A 20,900-nucleotide genomic window follows, 5' to 3' on the forward strand; every position below is an offset into this window, starting at 1 on the left:
CAATGAGACCGGACACCGCCATCGTACTTGCCGCGGGGCTTGGCAAGCGGATGCGGCCGATCACCGACACTATCCCCAAACCGCTGGTTCGGATCGCCGGCAAGACGCTGCTCGACTGGGGCCTCGACAGCCTGGCCGCGGCCGGCGTCGGCACAGCGGTGGTCAATGTCCATTATCTTCCCGAACAGATCGTCGCCCATGTCGCCGCGCGCCGCGCGCCGCGCATCGTCATTTCCGATGAAAGCGACCGGCTGCTCGATTCCGCCGGCGGCATCGTCAAGGCGCTGCCGGAACTCGGCCAACAGCCGTTCTACATCCTCAACGCCGATACATTCTGGATCGACCACGGCCCACTCAATCTCGGGCGGCTCGCCCTTGCATGGGACGCGGCGAAAATGGATATTCTGCTGATGCTGGCGGATCTCCATCAGGCGACAGGACATTGTGGCAGCACCGATTTCCTGGTGGCGCCGGACGGCGCGCTGCGGCGTTCGAAAGGCGATCCCGCCGGCCTGATTTATGCTGGCGCCGCAATCATCCACCCGCGCCTGTTCAAGGACGCCCCCGCCGAACCGCATTCGCTCAACGCCTATTTCGACAAGGCGATTGCCGGCGGCCGCCTGTTCGGCATGCCGATGCATGGTCACTGGATAACCGTCGGCACGCCCGACGCCATTCCGCTCGCTGAAGACGCGGTGGCCGGCGCACTCATCGGATCGCAATGAGCGGCTCAAGCCGCGTTTTTTCCATTCCCTCCGGAGCGCCGTTTCTGCCGACGCTGGCCGAGGCGCTGCTTGGCGGCCGGCTTGTCCCCGGGTTTCGTTTCGACGGCGACCCGCTTGCCCTGGCCGACGTCACCATCTATGTGCCGACGCGCCGTGCCGCACGTGCCCTGCGCGGCGTGTTCGTCGACAGCCTGAAGGCGCGTGGCGGCGGCGGTTCGGCGATCCTGCCGGTGATCCGTCCGCTCGGCGAATTCGACGAGGATGAAGCCTTGTTTGAGGCCGAGCCATCGGTGGCCATCGATCTGGCGCCGCCGATCGCCGCCACCGAACGGCTGTTGCTGCTGACGCCGCTGGTGCGGGCGTGGAAACGCCGGTTGCCGGCCCATGTCGCGGCGCTCTTCGCCGAGGAGATCGTTGTGCCTGCCTCCACCGCCGACGCGATTTGGCTGGCGCGAGATCTGGCCGGGCTGATGGACGAGATCGAGACAGAAGGCACCGACTGGGCCAAACTTGCCAGCCTGGTGAGCGGGAACCTTGCTGGATGGTGGCAGGTGACGCTCGAATTCCTCGGCATCGTCACCGATGCCTGGCCGAAATTCCTCGAGGAGAGCGACCGCTCCAATCCGGCCGCGCATCGCAGCGCCCTGATCCGCGCCGAGGCGGCGCGGCTGCGGCGCAATCCGCCCGCCGGTCCGGTCATAGCCGCGGGGTCCACCGGCTCCATCCCCGCCACGGCGGAGCTGCTTGCGACCATCGCCGGCCTCCCCGGCGGCGCCATCGTGCTGCCCGGGCTCGACCAGATGCTGGACGAAGCCTCCTTCCAGGCGCTCGTCGCACCCGCCGCGCGTCCAGCCGTGCTTGGCCATCCGCAATACGGCCTGGCGAAGCTGATCGGCAAGATTGGCGTGCTGCGCGGCGATGTCGAGGAGATCGGTGCGGCCGAGCCGAAGCTCGCGCTCCGGGCGGCCCTTGTCGGCGAGGCGTTGCGGCCGGCCGAGACCACCGAATTGTGGGCGGAGACGCGAAATGGGTTTTCAGCGTCCGATATTGCCGATGCCTTCGCCGACGTGACGCTGCTCGAAGCGGCAAGCGAGCGCGACGAGGCCGTCGCGATCGCCGTCGCGCTCAAGCAGGCAGTGGAAGAACCCGGCCAAAGGGCTGCTCTCGTCACCGGCGACCGCGCGCTGGCACGCCGCGTCAGCGTCGAACTCAAGCGCTTCGGTGTCGTTGCCGACGATTCCGGCGGCACGCCGCTTTCCAACACGCCGGCGGCCAGCCTGCTCAGGCTGGCGCTCGAGGCGGTGTTCAGGCCGGGCGATCCGGTCGGCCTGTTGTCGCTGCTCAAGCATCCCCTGCTCGGCCTCGGCCTGGAACGCGCCGATGTGCGCCACGCGGCGGAACTGGTCGAGCTGGTGGCGCTGCGCGGCGGCACCGGCCGCCCCGACATCGCTTCGCTGCCGGACCTTTTCGAGGCCGGCCTCACCGGGCTCGGCGGTGACAGCCGGCCACCCTTCTGGTTCGCGCGCCTGACCATGCGCTCCATCGAAGGCGCGCGGAATTTGCTTGAAGGTCTCACACAAGCGCTGGCGCCACTTTCGGCCTTTCGCGACCATGCGGAAGCCGGCCTCGCCGCGCTGGTCGAGGCCAGTGTCGTTACCTTGGAGAATCTCGGCCGTTCCGCCGATGGCGGCCTTGGCGAACTCTACGCCGGCGATGCCGGCGAAAAGCTCGCCGAACTATTGCGCGGGCTGGTCGCGGCTTCGGTGCCGCTGTCGTTCGCGGCAATCGAATGGCCTGACGTGATGGAGGCGCTGATCGCGCCCGAGACCGTCAAGCCGGCGCAAGGCACCGACAGGAACATCGCCATCTGGGGCGCGTTGGAAGCCCGGTTGCAGAGTGTCGACACACTGGTCATCGGCGGCCTCAACGAAGGGGTCTGGCCGCGCAAGCCAGAGAGCGACCGCTTCATGTCGCGGCTGATGAAGACCGGCATCGACCTCGAACCGCCGGAGCGGCGCATCGGCCTCGCCGCCCATGATTTCCAGATGGCCATGGGCGCTAGGAAGGTGCTGCTAGCCCGCTCGGCGCGTGCCGGCGACGCGCCCGCCGTGCCGTCACGCTGGCTGCAGCGGCTGCTCACCTTCATCCGCAACGACCAGGCGACGGCGCTGCGCCAGCGCGGCGATGAGCTGCTTGCCTGGGCACGCACGCTCGACACAGGGCCGAAGCGGGATTTCGCGCCGCGGCCGCAGCCGAAACCGCCATTGCCGGTGCGCCCGGGCCATTTCTCGGTCACCGAGATCGAGACGCTGCGCCGCGACCCCTACGCCATCTATGCCCGAAGGATCCTCGGCCTGATGCCTCTCGATCCGCTCATCCGCGATCCGGGCGCGGCCGAGCGTGGCACGCTGTTTCACGCCATCCTGCATCTCTTCTCCTCCGAGGTGGCCGACCCGCGCGCGCCGGACGCGCTGGCCGGGCTCATCGCCGCCGGCCGCGCCTGTTTTGCCGAGGCAGCGCTTCCGGCCGATGTCGAAGCGGTGTGGTGGCCGCGTTTCGAAAAGCTCGCCGCCAACATCATCGAATGGGAGCGCACGCGCGCCGATGCGGTGGTCCAGCGACATGCCGAGGAGAGGGCTGGGAAAACCGTGGTCGGGCAGTCCGGCGTGACGCTGTCCGGTTACGCCGACAGGGTCGATCTGCTGGCAGGCGGCATGGCCGACATTCTGGACTACAAGACGGGTTCCTCGCCTTCCAAGGCGCAGGCGCATACGCTGCTGGCGCCGCAACTGGCGCTGGAAGGCGCGCTGCTGAGGCGAGGCGCGTTCAAGGATCTGGGCGCGCGCGAGCCGTCGCAACTGGCCTTCATCAGGCTGAAGCCGAATGGCGAGGTGTTCGAGGAGTCCATACTCGAACACAACCGCCAGCCACGCACCGCGGCCGATCTCGCCGAAGAGGCCTGGGCGCGGCTGGAAAAGCTGCTGATCCATTATGCCGACCCGGCGACCGGCTATCTGTCGCGCGCGCTGCCGTTTCGCGAGGGCGAAACCGATGGTGACTACGACCATCTCGCCCGCGTGCTCGAATGGTCAGCCGGCGGAGACGCCGGGGACGAGGGCGGAGAGGCATGAAGAAGGCCTATCCGATCCCGACCGACACGGCTTCCAGCCAGGCCCGCGCAGCCGATCCCGGCAATTCCGCCTGGGTGTCGGCCAATGCGGGATCGGGCAAGACCCATGTGCTTGCCCAACGCGTCATCCGGCTGCTGCTCAACGGCACCGATCCATCGAAGATATTGTGCCTGACCTATACGCGCGCCGCCGCCGCCAACATGTCGAACCGGGTTTTTTCCACGCTGTCGGAGTGGACCGCCCTCGGTGACGCCGAGTTGGCCGCGAAGGTCGAGGCGCTGGAGGGGCGTCATCCCGATCGCGACACCATGCGCAGAGCCCGCCGCCTGTTCGCCGAGGCGCTGGAAACGCCTGGCGGGCTGAAGATCCAGACAATCCACGCTTTCTGCGAATCCGTGCTGCATCAATTCCCGCTGGAAGCCAATATCCCCGCCCATTTCGAGATGCTCGACAGCCAGATGGAGGCCTCGCTTTTTGCCGCCGCGCGCCGCGAGATGATCTCGGCTGCCGGCGACAGGAATTTAGCCGAGGCCTTCGCCGCTGTGCTGGAACGTGGGGGCGAGGCCGGCCTCGACGCCCTGCTCGGCGAGATCGTGCGCAAGCGCGATGGGTTGCGCGATTTCCTCGATGCTGTCGGGCGCGACGGCTTCCAGCCCTTGTTCGATGAGTTCCATTTCCGCCCCGGCCAGACCGCCGAAGGCATAGCGGCGTCGATATGGCCGCTGCCCGGCTTCCTGCCGGACTATTTTGCCGGCTTTGTCCAGGCAGCCGAAGCGACCGACGCCAGATCGGTGCTGAACAACATCCTGCCCTATGCACGCCAGGCTTTCGCCGAGGTCGATCCCGTTCGCCGGCTGCAACTCTTGGCAAGAGCCTTCCTCAAGACCGATGGCGATCCCTATGATCCGGCGAAGGCCTTCAAGAAGGCGCTGACCGACCGGCTGCCGGACCTGGCCGAGCGCTATCTCTCGGCGGCCGGCGCCATCATGGAGATCGTGGACCGGCTGGCGCTGTTCCGGATGCTGGAGGGCACACGCGCGGCCTTGACCATCGCCGACTGGCTGATCGCGCGCTACGAAGTGTTGAAACGCAGCCGCGGCTTTCTCGACTTCAATGATCTGATCACCCGCACGGTGAACCTTCTGGCGCGGCCCGATGCCGGCCCATGGGTGCAGTACAAGCTCGACCAGGGCATCGACCACATCCTGCTCGACGAGGCGCAGGACACCAGCCCGGATCAATGGGAAGTGGTGAAGCGGCTGGCGGAGGAATTCTTTGCCGGCTTTGGCGCTCGCGACCGGGTCCACCGCACGGTCTTTGCCGTCGGCGACGAGAAACAGTCGATTTATTCCTTCCAGGGTGCCGCCCCGGACTCCTTCGCCGACAGCCGGCTGTTGTTCGCCGGGCGGGTGCGCGATGCCGAGGCATCCTTCGCCGACCTCAAGCTGACCTGGTCGTTCCGCTCCACGGACGATGTGCTGGCCGCCGTCGACCGCGTCTTTGCCGATCCGACCGTACGCCGCGGCATCAGCCACGACTCCGATCCGCTGAACCACAAGGCGATCCGCACCGATGCGCCGGGCTATGTCGAGCTGTGGCCGTCGATCGGTGCCGAGGCCGTCGACGAGCCCGACGACTGGACGCAAGCGATCGACCATGCCCATGCGCCGGCGGTGCGCGTCGCCGAGAATGTCGCGGCCACCATTGCCGGGTGGATCGGCACGGGCGAAATCATCGAGGGCCGTGGCAAGCGGCTGCGGCCGGGCGACGTGCTGGTGCTGGTGCGCAAGCGCGATAGCTTCGTCCACGCGCTGACCCGCGCGCTCAAGCGTCGCGACATTCCGGTCGCTGGCGCCGACCGGCTGAGCTTGCCCGGCCATATCGCGGTCAAGGATCTGATCGCGCTCGGCCATCTGCTGATCCAGCCGCAGGACGACCTGTCGCTCGCCGCCGTCCTGCGCAGCCCGATCTTCGACCTGCAGGAGGAGAGGCTGTTCACGCTCGCCGCGCAGAGGCCGCCCGGCGTGTCGCTGGCGACATCGCTGCGCCAGCAAGCCGGCGAAAGCGAAGCGCTCGCGGTGATCGTCGCGCAGCTCGACGCCTGGGCTGACGAGGCCGCCTTCAAGCCGGTGTTCGAGTTCTATGCCGCCCTGCTGGCGCGCGATGGCGTGCGGCGCAAGATGGTCGCCCGGCTCGGGCCGGAAGCCGGCGATATTCTCGATGAATTCCTGAGCTTCTGCCTTGCGGACGAGCGGACCGGTCTGCCCGGGCTGGAAGCCTTCCTGTCGACGCTGGAAAACGCCGGCCCGGAGATCAAGCGCGAGATGGATCAGACCCGCGACGAGGTCCGGGTCATGACCGTGCACGCCGCCAAGGGCCTGGAGGCGCCGGTGGTGTTCCTGGTCGATGGTGGTTCCGCCCCGTTCAGCGACCAGCATTTGCCGCGCCTGATGCCTTTCGAGGGATCGGGCAGGCATTGGGACGGCAAGGGCTATCTCTGGCGCTCGGCGAGCGACGTCGCCAACGGCTTTTCGAAAACGGCGGCTGCTCGCGCCCGCGAACTCGCCGACGACGAATACCGCCGGCTGCTTTACGTTGGCATGACGCGTGCCGAGGACCGGCTGATCGTCTGCGGCTATCATGGCAAGCGGGCGCCGAACACCGGCACCTGGCATTCGATCGTCAGCCGCGCGCTGATCGGCGCGCCGGAAAGCGAACAGCGTCCGCACCCCGCCGGCGGCGAGCCGGTGCATCGTTTCCATGTCACCAACTTGCCGCCGGTCGCGCCAGGCGTCAGTGAACAGGCGCGGCAGGCCGATGCTTTCAGCCCGTTGCCGGCGACCCTGTTCCGGCCCTTGCCGCCTTTCGAGGACCTGCCGCGTCCGTTGTCGCCATCGGGCGCCTCGGCGCTGATCGAGGAAGGCAAGGAAGCGGTTGTCGACAAGGCTTCGCCGGTGCTGGACGCCGATGCCGAGCCGGGTTTTGCCGTGATGCGCGGGCTCGCTTTGCACAAACTGCTGCAGATGCTGCCCGGCATTGCCGAGAGCGGCCGCCAAAGTGCGGCGGAGCGTTACCTCTCGCGAACCGGTGCGGGGTGGCCGCAAGCCGAGCGTGAAAAGGCCCTGGCATCGGTCATGGCCATCCTTGCGGATCCCGGCCTCGGTCAACTGTTCGCGCCCTCGTCACGTGCCGAGGTCGCGATCATGGGCAGCCTGGAGGTCAGGGGCAAAATCCGCTCCATCTCCGGCAAGATCGACCGGCTGGCGGTGACGCCGGATACGGTCTCGGTCGTCGACTACAAGACCAACCGGCCCGCACCCGCCTCCCTGGCCGAAGTCCCGCCGGCCTATCTGCTTCAGCTTGCGCTCTATCGCGCCCTGCTGCAGCCGCTTTATCCCGGGCGGGAAATCAAGGCGGCCCTGCTGTTCACCGAAGCGCCGAGGCTGATCGAGCTCCCGGCCCGCGCCATGGACGACGCCCTTGCCCGACTCACGGGAGCGTGACACAAGAACTGCTTGAAGAAGGGCGCGGCAACCACCACATTTGGTGGGACGAAAAATTTCGAAAGGATTTCCGCATGACCACCGTCAAGGTCGACAAGAACAATTTCCAGGCCGATGTGCTCAATGCCCAGGTACCGGTCGTGGTTGATTTCTGGGCGGAGTGGTGCGGCCCCTGCAAGATGATCGCACCGGCACTTGAGGACATCGCCACTGAACTCGGCGCCAAGGTCAAGATCGCCAAGCTCAACATCGACGAGAATCCCGAGCTTGCCGCCCAGTTTGGCGTGCGCTCGATCCCGACGCTGATGATCTTCAAGGGCGGCGAAGTGGCCGACATCAAGGTTGGCGCCGCGCCCAAGACCGCGCTGTCGCATTGGGTCAATGGCAATCTCGCCTGATACCATCTGAATTCGAAGCATTGAGCCCGGCCATCGCGCCGGGCTTTTTGTTGGCGCCATCAGTGCGCCGCTCTGGCACTCACGTCGGGGGCCCTCCATGTCTTTTGTTGGCGGCAGAAGCACGGAGAGAGAAAAATGACCGGATCCGCCAAGGCTACTGTCTTCATCGACAATGAGCGCGTCATCGTCACCGAATACCGCTTCCAGCCGGGCGATAACACCGGCTGGCATCGCCACGGCCACGACTATGTCGTGGTGCCGCTGATGGACGGCAAGCTGAAGCTGGTCACCAAGGACGGCGAGACCTTCGCCGAGATGAAGAAAGGTTCCCCCTATTTCCGCAAGGAGGGCGTCGAACACGACGTCATCAGCGCCAATGACGGCGAGTACGCTTTTATCGAGATCGAGCTGAAATAGGGCCGTTCGCTCGCCGATAGTTACACCGGGAAATTCATCGACTGATCGGCACGCTGTGCTGGCATGCCATCCCCTGCCATCTTGATGGCAGATGCTGGTGGGTCTATATCTCTTTCCAAACGGGAGTTTGACATGGCTGAACCACAGCTCTCAGTCCGCAGCGCAAAAGCACGCGACCTGGCTCACAGACTTGCTCGTCGCGAAAATCGTTCGATAGCCGATGTGGTCGAACGTGCGCTTGAATCATACGAAATCCGTGAAGCGGGCCGCGAACCCGCATCAACCTTCTATGCCAGCCTGATCGCGAGCGCCGGCGTCGACATCGATCTGGAGGAAGTTATTCACGAAGCTCGCCAAGTTCATTCAGGGCTTGAGCTTTGATTTTCGTCGATACCAACGTAATTTCGGAGACCCTCAAGAAGACGCCGAACCCGGCCGTGCTGGCGTGGCTCGTCCGCAACGACGCCGAACTGGCCCTTCCCACGGTAACGATCGCGGAAATTGCCTTTGGCATTCAAAAGATACGGCCCGATGAGCGTGCCGATCGGCTGGAGCAGGGACTTTCCCGATGGCGCCATCGATTTGCCGACCGGATTTTTGGGCTGACGGAAGAGGCGGCCTTGGCTTACGGCGAGATTATGGGGGCCGCGACGCGCCAAGGTCGCGGCATGTCAGCGCCCGATGGCATGATCGCAGCGATAGCGCGCGTGAATGGAGGCCGGTTGGCGACACGCAATCTCAGCGACTTTGGCGCCACCGGCCTCGAGATGGTCTCGCCGTGGGACTTCTGAATCGGGCAAGGCGCACATTGTCAGCGTATCAAGTCGGCGGCGTGCCGTTTTCAGCCAGCACCGCACCGGCCAGATAGAGGGACCCGCCAATCAGAATGCGCGGCGGCGGGCCGTCCCAGGTGTCGCGCAGCAGCATGAGCGCGCTGGCGACGGAGCTCACCGGTTCGGCCGTCAGCCCGGCTTCCGTGGCGCGGATCGCCAGTTCGTCGTTCGGCACGCCGGCATCGCTCTGGCTCACTGGCACCGTGTAGACATGCCTGACCAAGCCGTTGAAGGCGCGGAAATAGCCGCTCTGGTCCTTGGTGTTGATCATGCCTGAAATAAGGAACAGCGGGCGCGGGTTCTTTTCTTCCTGCTCGGCCAGCGCTTCGGCGACGACCACGCCGGCGCCCGGATTGTGGCCGCCGTCGAGCCAGATGTCGGCGCCCTTCGGCGCCATGTCCGCCAGCCTGCCCTGCACCAGCTTCTGCATGCGGCCGGGCCAGGCGACGTTGGTCATCGCCTTCTCGGCGGCGCGGTGGCTGATCTCGAAGCCGGCGGCCTTGACCGCGGCGATCGCGGCGGCGGCATTGGCGAACTGGTGGCGACCGGGCAGGCGCGGCGACGGCAGGTCCATCAAGCCATCATCGTCCTGGTAGACCATGCGGCCGTTTTCCTCGAAAGCGAGAAAATCCTGGCCATAGACGAGGGTCGGGCATTCCAGCCGCTCGGCGGTGTCGATCAGCACCTGCAGCGCCGTCTCGCTTTCCTGGGCGCCGATGACCACGGGACAGCCGCGTTTCATGATGCCGGCCTTTTCGGCGGCGATCAGCTCGACACGGTCGCCGAGATAGGCCTCGTGGTCCATCGACACCGGCATGATCACCGACACGGCCGGCCGCGCGATGACATTGGTGGCGTCGAAGCGGCCGCCAAGACCGACCTCGACAATGGCGGCATCGGCCGAATGTTCCGAAAACAGGATGAAGGTGACGGCGGTGAGAATTTCGAACACGGTGATCTTCTGGCCTGCATTGGCCTTGGCGACGCGGGCGATGGCCTCGGCGAAGATATCGTCGTCGACCAGCCTGCCGCCGCCCTCGGCGGCCAGCCTGTAGCGCTCGTGCCAGCTGACCAGATGCGGCGAAGTGTGGACGTGGACGAGCCGGCCGGAAGCTTCCAGCAGCGCCCGCGAGAAGGCGGCGCAGGAACCCTTGCCGTTGGTGCCGGCAATGTGGATGACCGGCGGCAGCAGATCCTGCGGATTGCCCAGCCGCTCCAGCAGCCGCGTGATGCGGTCGAGCGAAAGGTCGAAGCCTTTCGGGTGAAGCGCCATCAGGGCTTCGATTTCGCGGTCGGCGGCAAGCGTCGTCATAACGACAGGCCCTCAAAAGACTTGTGTTGGCGCATCAGGTTTCGTCTGCCATGAAGACGGAGCGACGCCTTCGTCATCCTAGGGCGAAGCAAGGAGCGTAGCGACGCGGCGCAGACCCTAGGATCCATTCCGTGACCTTCACCGAAAAGACGCAGCGGCCCAGAAGGCCTTGCCTCTCTGTCCCAGCGTCCTGTCAATACGTCCACTCAAGCGCCTCTACAGTTTCACAGCAACTAGAGCCGTGGCGCAGTTCGCAGGTCACGGCATGGATCCTAGGGTCTCCGCGACGGAGCTACGCTCCTGCTTCGCCCTAGGATGACGAAGGCGCGCGCCGTGCGCAATTGTGCACGGCGGCGCTTGGTGTCGCGTCAGGCCTGCGGCCGGGCTTCGGTCGCAACCACCGCCGGTGGAAGGATTTCCGGCTCGAGCGGCTTCTGCTCCTCCGGCATCTTGAGGAGCATCTTCAACAGCCGCGCGATGGTCTGGCGCAGCTCAAGCCGCGACACCACCATGTCGACCATGCCGTGCTCCATCAGATATTCGGAGCGCTGGAAGCCGTCCGGCAATTTCTCGCGGATGGTCTGCTCGATGACACGCGGCCCGGCAAAACCGATCAGCGCGCCGGGCTCGGCAATGTGCACGTCGCCCAGCATGGCGTAGGAGGCGGTGACGCCGCCGGTGGTCGGGTTGGTCAGCACGACAATATAAGGCAGGCCGGCTTCCTTCAGCCGGTCGACGCCGACCGTGGTGCGCGGCAATTGCATGAGGGACAAAATACCTTCCTGCATGCGGGCGCCGCCGGAAGCGGCGAACAGGATCAGCGGCCGCTTGCGCTGCAAGGCGACCTCGAAGCCATGTACGATGGCATCGCCCGCCGCCATGCCGAGCGAACCGCCCATGAAGGCGAAATCCTGCACCGTCACCACCACCGGCAGGCCCTCGACGGTCCCCAGCGCATTGATGATGGCGTCGTCCAGGCCGGTCTTGGCCTTGGCGTCCTTCAGCCGGTCGACATAGCGCTTCTCGTCGCGGAACTTCAGCGGATCCTGCATGACCTTGGGATTGTCCAGGGTCTCGTACTTGCCGTCATCGAAGAAGAATTTCAGCCGCTCCTTGGCCGAGATCTTCATGTGATGGCCGGAGGACGGGATGACGAACTGGTTGGATTCCAGGTCCTTGTGGAACACCATCTCGCCGGTCTCGGGATCCTTGATCCAAAGATTCTCGGGCATGTCGGTGCGCCGGCCGAGCATCGAGTTGATCTTCGGGCGAACGTAATTGGTGATCCAGTTCATCGCTTCGGCTCCTGTCCTGACGAAGAGTTGGGTAAAGACGTAGGAAAACTATTCGGCAGCAGCAAGGCGGGCCGAGCGCACGCCTTGCGCCAGGCCGCTGACCAGCGTGGCGACGGCCTCGGCCGGATCGGCGGTCTTTTCGCCCTTCGGCCCCAACACATTGGCGACAGCATTGACGATCGCCGTGCCGACGACCACGCCGTCGGCATTGGCGCCGATGACGCGCGCCTGTTCGGCGGTCTTGACGCCGAAGCCGACGCAGACAGGCAAGTCGGTGTGACCCTTGATGCGCTTTACCGCCGACGCCACCTTGCCGGTGTCGGCGAGTGCCGCACCGGTGATGCCGGTCATCGAGACGTAGTAGACGAAGCCGGACGTGTTCTGCAGCACCTTGGGCAGGCGCTTGTCGTCGGTGGTCGGCGTCGCCAGCCGGATGAAGTTGATGCCGGCCTTCAGCGCCGGAATGCACAGTTCCTCATCCATCTCCGGCGGGAGGTCGACGACGATCAGCCCATCGATGCCGCTCGCCTTGGCGTCGACGAGGAAGCGATCGACGCCGTAGATGTAGATCGGGTTGTAGTAGCCCATCAGCACGATAGGCGTTTCGTCATCGCCGGCGCGAAAGTCGGACGCCAATTTCAGCGTCTTCACCAACGTCTGGCCGCCCTTCAGCGCGCGCAGGCCGGCAGCCTGAATCGCCGGGCCGTCGGCCATCGGGTCGGAGAACGGCATCCCCATCTCGATCACGTCGGCGCCCGCCTTGGGCAGCGCCTTCATGATCGACAGCGAAGTTTGATAGTCGGGGTCGCCACCCATGAAATAGGTGACGAGCGCCGGGCGGCCTTCGTTCCTGAGCTTCGCCATGCGGCGGTCGATGCGAGTGGTCATGTCTGGCCCTTTGGACGAATTTTGCTCATAATCAACTCCCAAATCGAAACTGTCCAAAGGGCCTAGATCTCCATACCCAGCATCGAGGCCACCGTGTGCACGTCCTTGTCGCCACGGCCGGACAGGTTGACGATGACGATCTGGTCCTTGTCCATGGCAGGCACGATCTTCATCGCGTGCGCAATGGCGTGCGCGGATTCCAGCGCCGGGATGATGCCTTCGACGCGCGTCGTCAACTTGAAGGCTTCGAGCGCCTCGTCGTCGAGGATCGGCACATATTCGACACGGCCCGCATCGCGCAGCCAGGAATGCTCCGGGCCGACGCCGGGATAATCGAGGCCTGCCGAGATCGAATGGCCGTCCATGATCTGGCCGTCGGCGTTCTGCAGGAGATAGGTGCGGTTGCCGTGCAGCACGCCTGGAGAGCCGGCATTCATCGAGGCGCAATGCTCGATGCCGTCGAGGCCGCGCCCGCCGGCCTCGATGCCGATGATGCGGACTTGCCTGTCATCGAGGAAAGGATGGAACATGCCAATGGCATTGGAACCGCCGCCGACGGCGGCGATGATGGTATCGGGCAGCCGTCCCTCCTGTTCGAGGATCTGCGCGCGTGCCTCCGTACCGATCACCGACTGGAAGTCGCGCACCAGCTCCGGATAGGGATGCGGACCGGCGGCGGTGCCGATCAAATAATAGGTGTCCTCGACATTGGTCACCCAATCACGAAGGGCTTCGTTCATGGCGTCCTTCAGCGTGCCGTGACCCGCGGTGACGGGCCGCACTTCGGCGCCGAGCAGCTTCATGCGGAAGACGTTGGGGCTCTGCCGGGCAACGTCGGTCGCGCCCATATAGACGACGCAGGGAAAGCCGAAGCGGGCGGCGACGGTGGCGGACGCCACGCCATGCTGGCCGGCGCCGGTCTCGGCGATGATGCGCTTCTTGCCCATGCGCTTGGCCAGCAGGATCTGGCCGAGGCAATTGTTGATCTTGTGCGAGCCGGTGTGGTTCAAATCCTCGCGCTTGAAATAGACTTTCGCGCCGCCAAGATGCTTCGTCAGACCTTCGGCGAAGTAGAGCTTTGACGGCCGCCCGGCATAGTGGGTGGACAGATCGGTCAGCTCGGCCCTGAAATCCGGATCGTTCTTGACCTCGTTCCAGTTTTTCTCCAGGTCGAGGATGAGGGGCATCAGCGTTTCGGCAACGAAACGTCCGCCGAAAATGCCGAACATACCCTGCTCGTCGGGTCCAGTACGGAAGGAATTGGGTGTCGCCGGCTTGTTCATCGCCGATCTCCTAGATCTGTACTTTGAGCATGTCCTTGTCGGAAACCGGTTCCCACTTTTCCGGGACATGCTCAGGGTTCGAAATTTGTTCAGGCGGCGCGGTCGTCGCGCGCGGCCCTGACGGCCCGGAAAAACTGTTCGATCAGCGCCGGATCCTTGACGCCCGGCGCACTCTCCACGCCCGAGGAAATGTCTATTCCGGGCGGATTGGCAAGGCGAAGGGCATCGCCGATGTTGGCGGCGTTGAGCCCACCGGAAAGCATGTAATCGATCCCGGCGTCAAGGCCGGCAAGGATACGCCAGTCGAAGGCGATGCCATTGCCGCCTGGCAGTTCGGAGCCCTTTGGCGGCTTGGCGTCGAACAGGAAACGGTCCGCGATGCCGGCGAACGGCCTTATCCGTTCGAGATCGGCAGCCTTGCTGAGCGGCAACGCCTTCATCACCGGCAGGCCATGGCGGACTTTCAGTTCGGCCACTCGCTCGGGGGTTTCGGAGCCGTGCAATTGCAGCATGTCGGGCCGCATCTTTTCCACGATTTCAGCGAGGAAGGCGTCATTGGCGTCGACGGTAACGGCAACCGCCAGGGCCTTGCCGCGCGCCGCTTCGCGCAGACGGCCAGCTTCGGCCGGTTCGACATAGCGCGGGCTTTTGGCGAAGAAAATGAACCCGACATGGCTGGCGCCGCCGGCCAGGGCCGCAGCCATTGCCTGATCGGTCTTCAAGCCGCAGATCTTGATGTCGAGCGCCATGGCGCGGGAATTGACATGAAAAGCGCCAAGAGTCGAGAAAAAGCATGCTGTTTGCCGGCAAGGCCAAAGGCGCTACCTATTGATGGACAGCATGCAAGGCGGGAGCACAGCCATGGCCGACCAGAGCGTTGCCGAACTGAAGCAGAAGATCGCGCAGGCGCGCGAGGTGATCGCGCATCTCATAGACAAGGCCGCCTTCAACGGCGCCGAAGCGCATCGGGCGCTGGATTATTTCGGCGGCGATGCCTTCGACCGGAACTTTCTGCCCTGGCCGCATACCGACGAAGGACTGCGCCCGGAGGAGCTGAACGCGGCGAACGATGATTGAATGCGTGGCCGGTAGCTGAAACGCCGCCGTCCGCTATCCCTATTCGAAAACGATCGCCTGCAGGGCGCCGCCGTTACGCTTCAGCCAATCCTTGCAGCGGTCCGTGTCGGGGCAGAGCTTTTCGCACAGTTTCCAGAATTTCGGGCCGTGGTTCATCTCCTTGAGATGCGCCACTTCATGCGCGACGAGGTAGTTTATGACAGGCTGCGGCGCCATCATGATGCGCCAGGAGAAGGACAGATTGCCTTCCGAGGTGCAGGAGCCCCAACGGCTGGAGGTGTCCTTGTAGCGGATCGCCTTGGCGCGCTTGCCGAGCGCCTCCGTATGCCTCACCACCAGCTTCTCGATATCCTTCTTGGCCTCGCGCTTCAAAAAATCGGCGATGCGGCGCGGCAGATGGATGCGCTCGCCATGCACGATCAGCAGCGGGCCGCGCTCGTCTCGCGATATGGTGACGGTGCCGCGCTTCGACGGTTCGTGGACAATGCGGTGCGGCACGCCGCGCACCGGGATCTTGATACCGGGCCTAACCTGCGGACGAGCCGGCACCTTGGCCAGGCGCTGCTCCAGCCAGTCCTGGTGGCGGTCGAGGAACCTGTCCACCTCGCCGCGGCGCAGGCCTGGCGGCACGGTGATGCGCAGGCCCTGCCCGCCGGAATCGATGCGCAGCGTCAGGCGCTTTGCCCTGGCGCTCTCGACGATCTTGAGCGGCAGCGTGCGCCCGGCGACACAGTATTCCCGTTCCACGGCAGGCGTGGGCTTGGGCTTCGTCAGATTGCGGAAGAACCCGATGGTCATGGCGGGACGATACGCGATTCGAGGAAAACGAATAGAACAAAAAAGAAACGGCGCCGCTCGCGCGACGCCGTTATCATACCTTGGCCCTGTCGCTGGGCCTCAGTCGTCGAGCAGGTTCGAGCCTTTGCCACGCTTGGTGGGGGTCGTTGCGGTGCTCGGGTCGGTCTTCGCCGGAGCCGTCGACTTGTTGCGGTTGGCCATGAACCGGTCGAACTCGTCCTGGTCCTTGGCGCGGCGCAATTCGCGAGCGTACTCGTCGAACTCGGTCAGCATGTCGTCGAGCTTGCGGCGTTCCTCGGCGAGGCGCTCAAGCTCCTTTTCGCGCCAATCGTCGAAAGCGACGTTGCCGGTGCGGGCGGAGCCATTGCCCCAGCGCGCGGCCTTGTCGGAACCACGGCGGCAGCCGGCGAAGATGCCGTCGGTCGCACGGTTGACGTCACGCTTGAAGCCCTCGAGCCGGTCGCCCCAGATGATGTAGGCGAGCATGGCGAAGCCGAGCGGCCAGAACACCATGAAGCCGATCACCATCAACGCGATGGTCGCCGGCGTCCAGGCCGGGCGGATCAATGCAGATGTGTTCATTTTCTCCCATTCCTTCGGTTGGAGACAGCCAGGACCGGCTGCGTGGAATCGAAATGGGAAGACGAAAACGGCGATTCAAGACAATGTCCGCCAAAACCGGACAAGGTTCTGAAATGATTATCGCTTTTTGAGCATATCGAGGAAAAGCACGACCAGCCCGGCGATCAGGCCCCAGAATGCCGCGCCGACGCCGAACAGCGTCAGCCCGGAGGCGGTGACGACGAAGGTGACGGTGGCGGCCATGCGGTTGCCTTCGTCCTTGAGCGCGATTGCCAGCGCGTTGGCGAGCGAGGCCATCAGCGCCAGGCCCGCCACCAGCACGATCAGGCTCTGCGGCAGGACGGCGAAGATCGCCACCAGCGAGGCGCCGAACATCGCGAAGATCAGATAGGCAAGCGCATAGAACGGACCCGTCTTCCACCGCTCGGCGGGGTCGGGATGAACGTCAGGTCCGGTGCAAATGGCCGCCGAGATCGCCGCCAGATTGGTGGTTCCGGCCCCGAACGGCGCCGACAAGAGCGAAAACAGGCCGGTGATACCGATCAGCGGTCCAGGTTCAGGGTGGTAGCCGGCCGCCCGCAGTACCGCCAGCCCCGACAGGTTCTGCGAGGCCATGGTGACGAGATAGAGCGGCAGCGCCAGGCCGATGATCGCCTTGGCGGTGAAATGGGGAGCAATAAACGTCAGTGTCGACAATTCGGGCGCAGGCAAGCCGCCGACACGGCCGGTGAGAAAGGCGGCAAGGCCACCGCCGACCAGCACCGCCAGTACCGACAGCGCCGGATTGAACAGCCGGATGACAAAGAACGCCGCGATCAGCGGCAGGATGAGCCAAGGATCCGCCGGAATGGCTTTCATGGCATTGATGGCGAAGGTGACGACGATGCCGGCCAGCATGCCGGAAGCGACCGAAGCCGGTATTCTCGATATCAGTCGGGTCAGCGGCCCAAACAGGCCGGTAGCGACCAACAGCACGCCCGTCACGATATAGGCTCCGACGGCCTCGCCCATCGAAAAGCCGCTCGAAGCAGCGACCAATGCCAGGCCCGGCGTCGACCAGGCGGTGATGACAGGCATTTTCGTGCGCCATGACAGCAACAGGCACTCGACCGTCATTGCCAGGCAGATCGCCGTCACACCGCTCGCCGTCTCGACCTGCGTCGCGCCGACCGCCTTGGCTGCGGCGATGACGATGGCCAGCGTGCCGCCGAAACCGACGATTGCCGCGACAAAAGCGGAGATCGGGATGGAAAGGCGCATCGTCACTTGCCTCGTCCGGCGATGTCGCCGACCGCCCGCACCAGCATGTCGAGATCTTGCGGGCGCGACAGGCGATGGTCGCCGTCGGGGATCAGCGACAGCGTGACATCGTCGGCCGGCAGCAGGGCGGCGAGCTTCAGCGCGTGGCTCGATGGCACGTCCGCATCGGCCAGCCCCTGCAAGATGTGAACCGGGCAATGCGTGTCGATCGGCCCGGTCATCACCCGGTTTTCGCGCCCGTCGTCGATCAGCGCGCGCGTGTAGACATAGGGCTCGGCGGAATAGTCCGACGGCTCCGAGAAGAACCCCTTTTCGGCGAGGTCGCGTTTCTGCGCCTCGGTCAGCACCGGCTCGATCAGGTCGCTGGTGAAATCGGGTGCCGGCGCCAGCAGCACCAGGCCGACGACGCTTGCATCGCCTGCCTTGCGCAACTCCTGCACCATGCGCAGCGCGATCCAGGCACCCATCGATGAGCCGACCAGGACCTGATCGCCCTTGGCGAAATGCCGGAAAACCGCAAGGCTTTGCGCAAGCCATTTCGAAATCGTACCGTCAGCGAAGGCGCCGCCGGATTCGCCATGGCCCGAATAGTCGTGGCGCAGGAAGGCCCGGCCTTCCCGTGCCGCCCAGTCCGACAGCGTCTCAGCCTTCGTGCCCAGCATGTCCGACTTGTAGCCGCCGAGCCAGACGATGCCGGGCGTCGAGCCACCCGCATGGCGCACGGCGATATCGGATCCATCAACATCAAGAAAGGTCGGAGCGGCGGTCATGGCTGTGGGGCGGTCCCGGTTTTTTTCACGCCTCGCTTTTGGCACGGCCAAAGGCAAGGCGGAAAGTGCTCGCGATGTTTCTTTGCTTGGCACAGGCTCGTGATCAGGTGATTTCTTGAGAACGCTGTGCTATTGACTTGCGCCGCGCGCTTCCCACATTGGCGCGTCCGCACACAGATTCATACGAACCCTGAACGAAACGGCCAAGGAGACCACGACCATTCGCAGACCTTTCAAAGCAGCGGCGCCGACCAAGGATGGGCCGCGCTCCAACCGTGACATCCGGGTTCCCCGGGTCCAGCTTATCGACGCCGAAGGCCAGAACCGCGGCGATGTTTCCATCAACGACGCATTGCTGCTCGCCGAAGAGGCCGGGCTCGATCTGGTCGAAATATCGCCCAACGCGGTGCCGCCCGTCGTAAAAATCCTCGATCTCGGAAAATTGAAATACGCCAACCAGAAGAAGGCGGCCGAGGCGCGCAAGAATCAGAAGGTCATCGAGATCAAGGAGATCAAGATGCGCCCGAATATCGACAGCCATGACTACGAGACCAAGATGAAGGCGGTCCGCCGCTTCTTCGAGGAAGGCGACAAGGTCAAGCTGACGCTGCGCTTCCGCGGCCGCGAGATGGCGCATATGGAACTCGGCATGCAGCTTCTGAACAAGGTGCGCGAGGAAGTGGCGACCATCGCCAAGGTGGAAGCCGAGCCAAAGCTCGAAGGCCGCCAGATGATGATGGTGCTGGCGCCGCGCTAAGCGGACTCCGCTCGCTTCGCAACGCGTCGTCTGCATAGTTTCCATGGTTGTCGCGGGTTCTCACCGCAAAACCGTGGACACTTTTGCGGAACCCGCTTGGATCACGATGACGTCACGCCTCGTCATCGCGCTAAAATCCGCCTGAATTGTGCTACAAGGCGTCCCGACCGCCGGCGGGACGCCTATTCCTGGCTAGAGCTGCGATCGCCGGCCAGGCTCCTCGACGATCGGATCCCAATCTTGGACACAGAATACAAACACGGGCTGGGCAACTACCAGCAGATGCGCCGGCTGGTGCTTGCCGTGCTCGTGGTGGTGCTGTTTCTGGCACTGCTGTTCGGCCAATCGACCTTCCCGCCGGACACGCCGGTGCATGAATCGATCGAGATGTTCGGCGTGCTCTTGATTTTCCTCGGCATCGTCGGGCGCCTGTGGGCGACGCTCTATATAGGCGGACGCAAGTCGTCCGAGGTGGTGACCGGCGGGCCCTACTCGATTACCCGTAATCCGCTCTACGTGTTCTCGACCGTCGCCGCCGCCGGTGTCGGCGCGCAGATCGGCTCGTTCTCCGGCATTATCCTTTTCGCGGTTCTGTGCGCCGGTGCCTTCCATATCGTCATCCTGCGCGAGGAGAAATTCCTCAAGGAAGCGCTCGGCGCACCCTATGCGGACTATCTGGCGCGCGTGCCGCGCTTCTTCCCCAAGCTTTCGCTCTATCAGGAAGGCGATACCGGCAGCTTCAAGCCGCGCCTGCTTTTGACCACACTGCTCGACGGGCTGGTGTTTCTCATAGCGCTGCCGGCTTTCGAACTGATCGACGGCGCGCAACAGTCGGGCGTGCTGCCGGTGTGGTTCACGCTGCCCTGACCGGGGACAGTGCGTCGCACGGCCTGAGGTGTTGCGCCCGCGCCGTCTTTGATCTATAGCACCGCCGTTCCAAGAAAACCGCCCGGCAGGGCATGCCGTGGCGGTTTCATTTGCTTTTCGGGCTTTGGTCGGCCCGAAGCGAACAAGAAGCGCGATCGTGCGCCAACAATACGGAGTAGCAAAATGCCCAAGATGAAGACCAAATCGGCCGCCAAGAAGCGGTTCAAGATCACAGGTACGGGTAAAGTCCTGTCGGCTGCGGCCGGCAAGCGTCACGGCATGATCAAGCGTTCCAACAAGTTCATTCGAAATGCCCGCGGCACGATGGTTCTGGCTGAACCGGATGGCAAGAAGGTCATCAAGAATTTTCTGCCGAACGGCCTCTGAGCATTCGGTCTGGACAGCGTTTTAAGGAGATCATGACATGGCACGTGTAAAGAGAGGCGTCACCGCTCACGCCAAGCACAAGAAGGTCCTGAAAGCCGCCAAGGGCTTCTATGGCCGTCGCAAGAACACCATCCGCATCGCCAAGCAGGCGGTGGAAAAGTCGCTGCAGTACGCTTACCGCGACCGCAAGAACCGCAAGCGCGCGTTCCGCGCGCTGTGGATCCAGCGCATCAATGCCGCGACTCACGAGCACGGCCTGACCTATGGCCGTTTCATCGACGGTTTGAACAAGGCCGGCATCGAGATCGATCGCAAGATCCTGTCCGACATGGCCATTCACGAGCCGCAGGCTTTCGCCGCCCTGGTCGCCAAGGCCAAGGTGGCACTCGAATATCTGAAGAACACCACGCCGAACGCTTTTGAAAGCGCTGTCGCCTAAGACCAGCGCTTCCCAAGCATTCGCAATTCTGATTATGGGGAACCCGCGCTGGCACGGCTGGCGCGGGTTTTTCTTTTATGGCTGAACTTTCACTCCGAACGTGACTTTCACGCCCAGAGTGATTTCCAACGCAGCGAGCTTGATCGTGAACGACGCAACCATTGGCCTTGATGCACTC

General features: G+C 64.3%; 21 protein-coding genes. 12 read left to right on the plus strand and 9 right to left on the minus strand.

The window, feature by feature from the left end; translation table 11 throughout:
* Positions 1-2 precede the first annotated feature (2 nt).
* From EJ077_RS28280 to EJ077_RS28310, 7 genes are all read left to right on the plus strand, one after another.
* The gene (locus EJ077_RS28280; protein WP_208703149.1) at positions 3-725 is read left to right on the plus strand and encodes a nucleotidyltransferase family protein; all 723 of its coding nucleotides are present in this window, start codon (positions 3-5) and stop codon (positions 723-725) included.
* Positions 722-3,856, plus strand: a complete 3,135-nt coding sequence (gene addB / locus EJ077_RS28285) for a double-strand break repair protein AddB (RefSeq protein ID WP_208698021.1) — start codon at positions 722-724, stop codon at positions 3,854-3,856. The genes EJ077_RS28280 and addB overlap by 4 nt, the downstream gene beginning before the upstream one ends.
* Positions 3,853-7,359 (plus strand): double-strand break repair helicase AddA, encoded by a 3,507-nt coding sequence (gene addA / locus EJ077_RS28290; protein ID WP_208698023.1) that lies wholly within the window; start codon positions 3,853-3,855, stop codon positions 7,357-7,359. Before addB ends, addA begins: the two co-directional genes overlap by 4 nt.
* A 74-nt stretch (positions 7,360-7,433) precedes the next feature.
* Positions 7,434-7,757 carry a thioredoxin gene (trxA, locus tag EJ077_RS28295; protein WP_015314366.1) on the plus strand — a complete coding sequence of 108 codons (324 nt, stop codon included), beginning with the start codon at positions 7,434-7,436 and terminating at the stop codon, positions 7,755-7,757.
* Between the two features lie 135 nt (positions 7,758-7,892).
* Positions 7,893-8,174 (plus strand): cupin domain-containing protein, encoded by a 282-nt coding sequence (locus tag EJ077_RS28300; RefSeq protein WP_127873332.1) that lies wholly within the window; start codon positions 7,893-7,895, stop codon positions 8,172-8,174.
* Between the two features lie 132 nt (positions 8,175-8,306).
* Complete coding sequence (locus EJ077_RS28305; protein ID WP_127280589.1) at positions 8,307-8,555, plus strand: plasmid stabilization protein; 249 nt, start codon at positions 8,307-8,309, stop codon at positions 8,553-8,555.
* Complete coding sequence (locus EJ077_RS28310) at positions 8,552-8,965, plus strand: type II toxin-antitoxin system VapC family toxin (RefSeq protein WP_208698025.1); 414 nt, start codon at positions 8,552-8,554, stop codon at positions 8,963-8,965. The genes EJ077_RS28305 and EJ077_RS28310 overlap by 4 nt, the downstream gene beginning before the upstream one ends.
* Positions 8,966-8,993: 28 nt before the next feature.
* On the opposite strand, the gene EJ077_RS28315 is transcribed toward EJ077_RS28310, so the two are convergent.
* From EJ077_RS28315 to EJ077_RS28335, 5 genes are all read right to left on the minus strand, one after another.
* The gene (locus EJ077_RS28315) at positions 8,994-10,319 is read right to left on the minus strand and encodes a bifunctional folylpolyglutamate synthase/dihydrofolate synthase (protein ID WP_208698027.1); all 1,326 of its coding nucleotides are present in this window, start codon (positions 10,317-10,319) and stop codon (positions 8,994-8,996) included.
* 368 nt (positions 10,320-10,687) lie between these two features.
* Positions 10,688-11,614, minus strand: a complete 927-nt coding sequence (gene accD, locus EJ077_RS28320) for an acetyl-CoA carboxylase, carboxyltransferase subunit beta (protein WP_208698029.1) — start codon at positions 11,612-11,614, stop codon at positions 10,688-10,690.
* Positions 11,615-11,662: 48 nt separating this feature from the next.
* Positions 11,663-12,502: a tryptophan synthase subunit alpha gene (gene trpA, locus EJ077_RS28325; protein ID WP_208698031.1), complete on the minus strand. Its 840-nt coding sequence runs from the start codon at positions 12,500-12,502 to the stop codon at positions 11,663-11,665.
* Between the two features lie 62 nt (positions 12,503-12,564).
* A complete protein-coding gene (trpB, locus tag EJ077_RS28330) occupies positions 12,565-13,785 on the minus strand; it encodes a tryptophan synthase subunit beta (RefSeq protein WP_208698033.1) in 1,221 nt (406 codons plus the stop codon).
* Positions 13,786-13,874: 89 nt separating this feature from the next.
* Complete coding sequence (locus tag EJ077_RS28335; protein ID WP_208698035.1) at positions 13,875-14,534, minus strand: phosphoribosylanthranilate isomerase; 660 nt, start codon at positions 14,532-14,534, stop codon at positions 13,875-13,877.
* Positions 14,535-14,646: 112 nt separating this feature from the next.
* Here EJ077_RS28335 and EJ077_RS28340 point away from each other — a divergent pair, with 112 nt between their 5' ends.
* Positions 14,647-14,862, plus strand: coding sequence for a hypothetical protein (locus tag EJ077_RS28340; RefSeq protein ID WP_208698037.1), 216 nt, complete (start codon positions 14,647-14,649; stop codon positions 14,860-14,862).
* A 39-nt stretch (positions 14,863-14,901) separates the two neighbouring features.
* Here EJ077_RS28340 and EJ077_RS28345 read toward each other — a convergent pair whose 3' ends face one another.
* From EJ077_RS28345 to EJ077_RS28360, 4 genes are all read right to left on the minus strand, one after another.
* Complete coding sequence (locus EJ077_RS28345; protein WP_127873325.1) at positions 14,902-15,660, minus strand: M48 family metallopeptidase; 759 nt, start codon at positions 15,658-15,660, stop codon at positions 14,902-14,904.
* Positions 15,661-15,759: 99 nt separating this feature from the next.
* Entirely contained in the window at positions 15,760-16,242 is a 483-nt protein-coding gene (locus EJ077_RS28350) for a DUF2852 domain-containing protein (protein ID WP_208698039.1), read from the minus strand.
* Between the two features lie 117 nt (positions 16,243-16,359).
* Positions 16,360-17,502: a benzoate/H(+) symporter BenE family transporter gene (locus EJ077_RS28355; protein WP_208703150.1), complete on the minus strand. Its 1,143-nt coding sequence runs from the start codon at positions 17,500-17,502 to the stop codon at positions 16,360-16,362.
* A gap of 2 nt (positions 17,503-17,504) precedes the next feature.
* Entirely contained in the window at positions 17,505-18,272 is a 768-nt protein-coding gene (locus tag EJ077_RS28360; protein WP_208698041.1) for an alpha/beta hydrolase, read from the minus strand.
* A 220-nt stretch (positions 18,273-18,492) separates the two neighbouring features.
* Between EJ077_RS28360 and infC the strand changes: the two genes are divergently transcribed.
* The 4 genes from infC to rplT all read left to right on the plus strand — a co-directional run bounded on the left by infC (position 18,493) and on the right by rplT (position 20,722).
* Complete coding sequence (gene infC / locus EJ077_RS28365; protein WP_010912915.1) at positions 18,493-19,029, plus strand: translation initiation factor IF-3; 537 nt, start codon at positions 18,493-18,495, stop codon at positions 19,027-19,029.
* 240 nt (positions 19,030-19,269) lie between these two features.
* Complete coding sequence (locus EJ077_RS28370; RefSeq protein WP_208698043.1) at positions 19,270-19,896, plus strand: methyltransferase family protein; 627 nt, start codon at positions 19,270-19,272, stop codon at positions 19,894-19,896.
* Positions 19,897-20,079: 183 nt separating this feature from the next.
* Positions 20,080-20,283: a 50S ribosomal protein L35 gene (gene rpmI / locus EJ077_RS28375; RefSeq protein ID WP_006201248.1), complete on the plus strand. Its 204-nt coding sequence runs from the start codon at positions 20,080-20,082 to the stop codon at positions 20,281-20,283.
* A gap of 37 nt (positions 20,284-20,320) precedes the next feature.
* Positions 20,321-20,722, plus strand: a complete 402-nt coding sequence (gene rplT, locus EJ077_RS28380) for a 50S ribosomal protein L20 (protein ID WP_208698046.1) — start codon at positions 20,321-20,323, stop codon at positions 20,720-20,722.
* Positions 20,723-20,900 lie beyond the last annotated feature (178 nt).

The organism is Mesorhizobium sp. M8A.F.Ca.ET.057.01.1.1 (genome assembly GCF_003952565.1).
In the GTDB taxonomy this organism is placed as follows: Bacteria; Pseudomonadota; Alphaproteobacteria; order Rhizobiales; family Rhizobiaceae; genus Mesorhizobium.

Coding starts and splice junctions, on each gene's coding strand:
- EJ077_RS28280 (WP_208703149.1), top strand. CDS start 3: ATGAGACCGGACACCGCCATCGTACTTGCCGCGGGGCTTGGCAAGCGG.
- addB (WP_208698021.1), top strand. CDS start 722: ATGAGCGGCTCAAGCCGCGTTTTTTCCATTCCCTCCGGAGCGCCGTTT.
- addA (WP_208698023.1), top strand. CDS start 3,853: ATGAAGAAGGCCTATCCGATCCCGACCGACACGGCTTCCAGCCAGGCC.
- trxA (WP_015314366.1), top strand. CDS start 7,434: ATGACCACCGTCAAGGTCGACAAGAACAATTTCCAGGCCGATGTGCTC.
- EJ077_RS28300 (WP_127873332.1), top strand. CDS start 7,893: ATGACCGGATCCGCCAAGGCTACTGTCTTCATCGACAATGAGCGCGTC.
- EJ077_RS28305 (WP_127280589.1), top strand. CDS start 8,307: ATGGCTGAACCACAGCTCTCAGTCCGCAGCGCAAAAGCACGCGACCTG.
- EJ077_RS28315 (WP_208698027.1), bottom strand. CDS start 10,319: ATGACGACGCTTGCCGCCGACCGCGAAATCGAAGCCCTGATGGCGCTT.
- accD (WP_208698029.1), bottom strand. CDS start 11,614: ATGAACTGGATCACCAATTACGTTCGCCCGAAGATCAACTCGATGCTC.
- trpA (WP_208698031.1), bottom strand. CDS start 12,502: ATGACCACTCGCATCGACCGCCGCATGGCGAAGCTCAGGAACGAAGGC.
- trpB (WP_208698033.1), bottom strand. CDS start 13,785: ATGAACAAGCCGGCGACACCCAATTCCTTCCGTACTGGACCCGACGAG.
- EJ077_RS28335 (WP_208698035.1), bottom strand. CDS start 14,534: ATGGCGCTCGACATCAAGATCTGCGGCTTGAAGACCGATCAGGCAATG.
- EJ077_RS28340 (WP_208698037.1), top strand. CDS start 14,647: ATGGCCGACCAGAGCGTTGCCGAACTGAAGCAGAAGATCGCGCAGGCG.
- EJ077_RS28345 (WP_127873325.1), bottom strand. CDS start 15,660: ATGACCATCGGGTTCTTCCGCAATCTGACGAAGCCCAAGCCCACGCCT.
- EJ077_RS28350 (WP_208698039.1), bottom strand. CDS start 16,242: ATGAACACATCTGCATTGATCCGCCCGGCCTGGACGCCGGCGACCATC.
- EJ077_RS28355 (WP_208703150.1), bottom strand. CDS start 17,502: ATGCGCCTTTCCATCCCGATCTCCGCTTTTGTCGCGGCAATCGTCGGT.
- EJ077_RS28360 (WP_208698041.1), bottom strand. CDS start 18,272: ATGACCGCCGCTCCGACCTTTCTTGATGTTGATGGATCCGATATCGCC.
- rpmI (WP_006201248.1), top strand. CDS start 20,080: ATGCCCAAGATGAAGACCAAATCGGCCGCCAAGAAGCGGTTCAAGATC.
- rplT (WP_208698046.1), top strand. CDS start 20,321: ATGGCACGTGTAAAGAGAGGCGTCACCGCTCACGCCAAGCACAAGAAG.